The organism is Sulfuricurvum sp. (genome assembly GCF_028712165.1).
GTDB lineage: Bacteria > Campylobacterota > Campylobacteria > Campylobacterales > Sulfurimonadaceae > Sulfuricurvum.
On record NZ_JAQTQR010000042.1, the window covers coordinates 20,364 to 27,003 of the forward strand.

General features: G+C 41.1%; 6 protein-coding genes. 3 read left to right on the forward strand and 3 right to left on the reverse strand.

Translation table 11 applies throughout. The features are described from left to right. Position 1 precedes the first annotated feature (1 nt). A complete protein-coding gene (gene flgK, locus PHP90_RS08640; protein ID WP_299928274.1) occupies positions 2-1,870 on the forward strand; it encodes a flagellar hook-associated protein FlgK in 1,869 nt (622 codons plus the stop codon). Then, on the forward strand, positions 1,870-2,664 hold the full coding sequence (locus tag PHP90_RS08645; RefSeq protein ID WP_299928276.1) for an ABC transporter permease: 795 nt from the start codon (positions 1,870-1,872) through the stop codon (positions 2,662-2,664). The genes flgK and PHP90_RS08645 overlap by 1 nt, the downstream gene beginning before the upstream one ends. A 3-nt stretch (positions 2,665-2,667) precedes the next feature. Here PHP90_RS08645 and PHP90_RS08650 read toward each other — a convergent pair whose 3' ends face one another. From PHP90_RS08650 to PHP90_RS08660, 3 genes are read right to left on the reverse strand one after another with little or no spacing between them, the layout of a single operon-like run. After that, positions 2,668-3,201 carry a YfiR/HmsC family protein gene (locus PHP90_RS08650; protein ID WP_299928278.1) on the reverse strand — a complete coding sequence of 178 codons (534 nt, stop codon included), beginning with the start codon at positions 3,199-3,201 and terminating at the stop codon, positions 2,668-2,670. Then, positions 3,198-5,291 (reverse strand): TonB-dependent receptor plug domain-containing protein, encoded by a 2,094-nt coding sequence (locus PHP90_RS08655; RefSeq protein WP_299928280.1) that lies wholly within the window; start codon positions 5,289-5,291, stop codon positions 3,198-3,200. The genes PHP90_RS08650 and PHP90_RS08655 overlap by 4 nt, the downstream gene beginning before the upstream one ends. Further along, a complete protein-coding gene (locus tag PHP90_RS08660; protein ID WP_299928283.1) occupies positions 5,288-5,845 on the reverse strand; it encodes a GNAT family N-acyltransferase in 558 nt (185 codons plus the stop codon). Before PHP90_RS08660 ends, PHP90_RS08655 begins: the two co-directional genes overlap by 4 nt. A gap of 173 nt (positions 5,846-6,018) precedes the next feature. On the opposite strand from PHP90_RS08660, the gene PHP90_RS08665 reads away from it, so the two are divergent. Further along, a partial coding sequence (locus PHP90_RS08665; RefSeq protein ID WP_299928286.1) for a hypothetical protein occupies positions 6,019-6,640 on the forward strand: 622 nt, incomplete at its 3' end.

The following is a 6,640-nucleotide window of genomic DNA, read 5'->3' on the forward strand; positions in this document are numbered from 1 at the left end:
TATGGCATCAATTTTTAATGCATTACACATCGGGTATAGCGGTCTTAACGCGGCACAAATCGGTATTGATACGACCGGACATAATATTTCCAATGCGGAAACAGTAGGATACACACGTCAACGTGTTGTGACCGCTGCGGCTACACCGATCAGTATTGATCCTGGGCAGCGTGGAAACGGGGTACAAATTACCGAGATCACCCGTGTTTTTGACAGTTTTGTTTATAACCGCTATAAAACTGCTTCCCAAAATAAGTCGTATTCGGATGAGATGAAAAAAAATCTTCAAGAGCTCTCCACCTATTTTCCGGATATTCAGAATAACGGTATAAAAAGTGATTTGCAAAGTTATTTTGACACATGGCAATCCTTGGCAGATAACCCGAGCAATAGCGCGCTAAAAGTCTCTTTGGCACAACAAACACAAACTCTGACCCAAGATATAAATCAGACCCGTGCAAAGATTACAGATCTTCAAAGCTCGTTAAATGATCAGATCGCGGTTAATATCGATGAAGTGAATCGTGTTGCGGAAGAGATCGCGAAATTGAACAAATCGATTAATTTGGCAGAATCAGACGGGATCAACAATGCAAATGATTTACGGGATCAACGCGGAAAACTTGAATTGACATTGTCCAATCTGATCGGTGCAAAAGCAACGGAAGGACAGATTACAAGCAATAACGTTGTCGACAGCAATATTTCTGAAGGGAATGGAAGCTATACGATACAAGTGGGTGGATTTAATCTGGTTGACGGCAGCAGTTTTCACCCGATTGGGATCGATAAAACCGGTAATAAGAATGGATACAATGATCTCTACTATCAGCGCCAGGATGGAGTCAAAATTCCTTTTGCCGAAAAAATTACATCCGGTAAAGTAGGAGCGTTATTAGAGTTAAGAGGATCTACAATCGGTTCAGACGGAGAGTTTGTAGACGGATTCTTGCAAGAAACGAAAACGAATATGGACAACTTTGCAAAAGGGCTTATTGAAGCGACCAATAGTGTATATGCTCAAAGCGCAACTTCCCAAATGCGTTCAAATGCCCTCTCATTTTCGGATACGTCATCATTGCTCAGTACCGGTGAAAATTTCAAAGCGGGAACATTTGATGTCGTAGCATACGATATTGACGGTAACGAAGTTGCCCGCCGTTCTATAACGATTAATCAACAAACCGTAATGGACAACGCGTCGGCCACGAACCTTCTGCCTGACGGTACTTCAAACAGTATAATCGCTCAGCTTAAAGCACAAAAAGATGATAATGCCGATAACAATGCATTGAATGATATTAACAGTATCTTGAACCCTGTGTTCACTACACCTGCAAACACACTTAGTATTGATTTGTCCACTTCATTTGCCTCGCAGGGATATACATTTTCGATTGAAGACAATGGAACCAATTTTGCCGGAGTGACGGGTGTAAACCGATTTTTAGATGGGAATAATGCAAAAAATATAAGTCTTAAAAACGATTTTAAATCCGATTCATCTCAAATAAATGCATTTAAAATGCCTAGTAGCGGAGACAATCAAACTGCATTGGCTATGGTAAATTTACAGTTTTCATCGGTTGATTTTAACAATGGCCTATCGACTACGAGTGATACTATCTATAATTACTATGACTCAATGGTTACGAAAGTCGGGACAAAAACAAATGCAGCTATTACGGGTAATGATACAATCACCGCTCAGTATAATGCGATCAAACAAGAGCAAGATTCAATCAGCTCAGTCAATATTGATGAAGAGATGGCCAATTTGATTCGTTATCAAACTTCCTATGGCGCAGCTGCTAAGATTATCACAACCATCGATCAAATGATGACTACATTATTGGGCATTAAAGCCTAATGCCTCTGTTTAGTATTGCTGCGCTTGTTGCGGTAATCCTCTTCTCTTTTGTCGGCCCCTATATATATGCGGCTGATCCTTTGTTCTTAGATGCTCATTCAATTTTAGTATCTCCTTCTATGTCCCATTGGTTCGGAACGGATAGGTTGGGCCGTGATTTGTTGGCCCGTTTAATGGAAGGGGGACGAATTTCCCTTATAATCGGCTTTATGAGCGCTTTCATCTCCACAATGATAGGGTTACTCTATGGAGTAAGTGCTGCATTGCTGCGTGGAGGATTTGATAAATTATTTATTATTATTGTAGATCTGTTTTTGACCTTCCCGACCCTTTTCTTGCTTTTGACACTTGTGAGTTACGTCAATGCTTCTGTTTGGGTGTTGATATTAATCATCTCCGTAACAGGTTGGATGGGAACGGCCAGACTGATTCGCTCCGAGAGTTTTGCGATTGCATCAAAACCGTTTATTCGAATACTTCATATAGGACATGTTCATCCACTAAAAATTATGCTCAAGTATTATGCTCCCTTGTTAGCACCTATCGTATTAGTCAGTTTTACGTTTGGGGTAGGGGGGGCTATTTTGGCGGAATCCGGACTTTCTTTTTTGGGTTTGGGGATTGTAGCTCCGCAAATGAGCTGGGGAAGTATTCTCAGCGGCGGTAAAGAGGTGATCGATATTGCATGGTGGGTGAGTTTTTTCCCCGGATTAATGATTTTTATCGTCACCTTTGCATTGATGAATATCTCCAATGCATTACAGGCGCGTATGAATCAGAAAGAGATTCGCTGAAAATTAGATAATTCTAGCAATCTCGAGCAGACTGTCGGGGAAAGAGATTCGATTTTCCCGTAGTATTTTTGCATTGATCAAAATGACCGGAGCCCGTTCCATGCGAATAGAGAGCAAGATACCGCCGTCACTGAGTTTATCCGCATCATAGAGAGCGGTAAGCGTACCGGATGAACTAACAGCATTATGAACCTTTTTAAGCTGTGTCGCATTTGTTTTAAGTGCATATATAAGGTGAAACGATACTGCATTATCGAGTTTGTCGAAGGGAAGTGTTGTGACGACAATAGGATGTCCGTTTAGAACTCCATTGAATTTGTTCATCAATATTTTAGTGCAACTGAGAGCAGTATCTTCATCCTCATATTCATAGGCGATCAAAATTTTGATCGGAGATTTATTGTGTGGAAAGGCAATATTTTTATCGAGCATTGCAATTTTAGGGAGCAATGTGAGTTGTGTATCCAATAAAAAGGGATCATAGGATGCGCACCATCCGGTTACACTGAGCGTAAAAAAGATAATAAATCGTTTCAAAATGTACCCCGTAGTGTTGCCATAAAAGCGCGTCCGGTTGATGGATAATCCCCGTCATAAGTGTTTGAAGGACTTGGATAGAATTCTTTCTCATCAAATATATTTTTCACCGTAAATTGAATCTCACTGTTAAGGTAGGGGAGTTTATATCCGATAGATGTATCGACGATGCCGATTGCTTTCATATCATTACGAGTATCGGTCGCTGCTCTCGGGATTTTGTTTTGCCAACGACCGGCTAAAGAACCGTACCAATGTTCATCCAGATTTTGTGTTATAAATCCTCGTGCGGTATCGGATGGAGTATTTGCCAATGTAACACCGTTACCGTCTTCAGCCCAAATATGGGTATAAGCGGCATAGAAAGTGGTTGCATCATACCGTTTACGCCACTCCCCTTCTATTCCCTGAATACTACTTTTTAATCCGTTAACGTATTCATAACGTGCCAATGAAGGATTGTATTGCAGATATATCTGATTGTCATTGTTCAGGCGAAAAAGATTAAAGGAGAGAGTATGGTCTGTTTCGAATTGATGGATATATTGTGTTTCGTATGCGATGACGGTTTCCGGCAACAAGTCCGGATTTCCCCAACGGGCTTTATTATTGAGGGTAAACATCTCCTGCCATGATGGATTTCTGTGGGCACGTGAGATTGAAAATTTAATTAGATTTGCAGGGTCGATAGCATAGACGGCTGCAATTCTTGGGTCAATCTGCGGGCTTATTCCGTTGCGCCGATCGACCGTTAGTGAAGCATAGCCTGTAAGAACAGGTGTAATAACCTTTTCATAGGTCATGTAGGCTGTCAGATTATTGATAGAGCCGTTTGGATTGAAAAAAGGAAGTGTTGTTGAATAATCGGTCATCCCCGTGCCGCTGTCTCGGTCTGTGGTAATGGTTTTTTCCGAGGTAACGCTGCTCCATGAACCGCTGATTCCGAAAGTAGTATCTCCTCCGAATAGAGTTCCCGCAAGGGTGTTGTTAACTCGATATGTTCGGATAAACGCTTCATGAATACCGTAAAAACCATCAGGATAGGTGACAACAACAGGAGTAGGAAGAGTCAGCGAATAGTACCGAAATTCTGCAGGTGCGAGAAGCTGATGGCTGACAAAACTGTCTTGAATCATCGCAGCTTGGACGGTTCCGGTAAAACTGTTTATATTGTAGTGGGCACCTGAACGAATTTGCCATTGATCGATGTTGTAATGGTCTCCATCAGCGGCAAGAGCATAATTGATACCTCCAGCTGAACCGTGCCGATACGAAGATATGCGGCCGTCTGCAAAAAAAGCTCCCTTAGAGAGCGATGCCGAAACCATGGTCGCATCGGTAGCAGATGGAGCGTGTCCAGATTGAGAAAGTGGACGGTTATCAATAGTTACTCCAGGAAGGTTACCGCCAAGATTATAACTTAGTATTCCATTGCTCATACCATCGGGTCCGTAGGAGAGTGAAAGATTATCATGTATGGTATACAAATCTGCAGCAAAAGAAAAATCATCATGTTTTGTTGCATACGAGGCACCGGCTTTACGGGTGCCATACGTGCCTGCAGAGGCAAACCAACGGCTCACCCCTCCAGATGGCGCTTCCTCTTTGTACGTCGTTACAACGATCGATCCTGCATACCCTGAGTGCCCATCACTGTAGCTTCCCGGTCCGCGGACAATTTCGATCCGTTTGATCATGTCAATCGGCATACTCAGGTAGGCGGTATACCCGTCAAAGAAAAGATCATTCACTTCGACGCCGTCAACGATCAGTTTGCTTTGTCCATAGGCGACAGGATTTGAACCGCGAAAAACGGGGTTGAACAAAGAGAGATTGTCACTGGCGATATTGACGCCGGCTGCGAGACTAAGAGCCTCTTTTAATGAAGATGCCCCTGCATGGGCGAGTTCTTCACCGTCAAAAACCGTCATGATGAAGGGAAGATAATCGATATTGGCTCGTTGATCCTTAGCCGTTTGTGCAATACTGCTCATATCATCAGTGAGGTTATTAAAAAGATCCGTATCCGTTTCGGCAGAAAAAAGAGACAAATGGGCTAATAATAGGATAAGGGAGGAACGTGTAATCATGACTCTTCTTTGATGGATGTGATATTGTCTTGAAGTTTTAGAACAATAGGATAACGATCGGGTCCTATATGATGCTGTAAAGGGCCAATCGCTTGGTATGGGAGTTTGGCACAGTTAAGAAGGCGTAAAAAACTGGCTTCAACGGACCCAATCAATTGCACTATATTATATTCGGAAGCAATTTTATTAATCTCTTTTTGCATTATTTGAAGTATCTTTATCGTTTTTTTAAAAATTCTATGTTTGGAAGCGACTAAAATTCGTGAAATTTCGGCAGTTGGCTGAGTGCTTTCTAATTTTCCCGCATCAATCACCATTACTTTAAGTGTCGGTAATCCTAAGATAGGATTTGGAAGTACAAGTCGGCAGGATGCAATCAAAGACTCTTCTTCCCAAACACCGAATAAAAGAGAATATTTGTCATACTCATCGTATTCGATATGTTTACCATCTTCTCTGGGCGCTAAATAATTAAATTCTTCTACAAAAATATCATACCTTTGCTGCAATATAGCTGTTCGTTCCATTTCCGTTGATGCTACTGAACATTTCACTAATTTTACCTTCGTTTCTATGATTGGTTGAAAGTTAGATATTTAATAATTCATAAACGCTAAATAAAGTAAATGATTTATTCGGTATATTATAGGATAAAATTACGTAATTTCTGAATAAATTTTCAGCTTTACTTAACATGTGGTAATTTGAAATACATTAAGGCTCAACCATGATGTTTCTTCCTAAGACTCGTCTTTCCTATAAAATCGTGGGCTCATTGATTTTGATATTCCTTCTGATTTTTATGTCACTTGGAGCCGTTGTCAGTATCGTTTTTGAAAAGACGATATTGGTTTCAGAGAAACAAAAAGCTAATTTACTGATACAAACCATTGAAAAGCCGCTTCAAATTGCCTTATATTTAAAATTTTACGATCAAATATCAGAAAAAGTTGCTCCTGCCGTATCGGTGCCCGATGTAACGGAATTGGAAGTTCGTGATCAGAATGGAAAGAGACTCTATTTCTACACGCACAGTAAAGAACATTTGAAATCCCGGCATGAAGCGGTAAGTGTCACCCATGCGATTAATGAACCTACTAGTGGAGAATTGATGGGATCCATCACATTGCATTATAGTGATATGGCCTATGAAGAGACGCGTCAATCCATTCATAAAATTGTTTACGGCGTCTGGGTGAGTATCGCAGTAATATTTTTTGCCGCAGTCTGGTGGGTTCGCTATCTTCTCTCTCCTCTTACAAAGATAGCAAAAAAAGTCCGTTTTTATAAACCGGGTGACCAAATGGATTTTGAGGAAGACGGCAGTGTTGAAATCGAACAGATCGTTA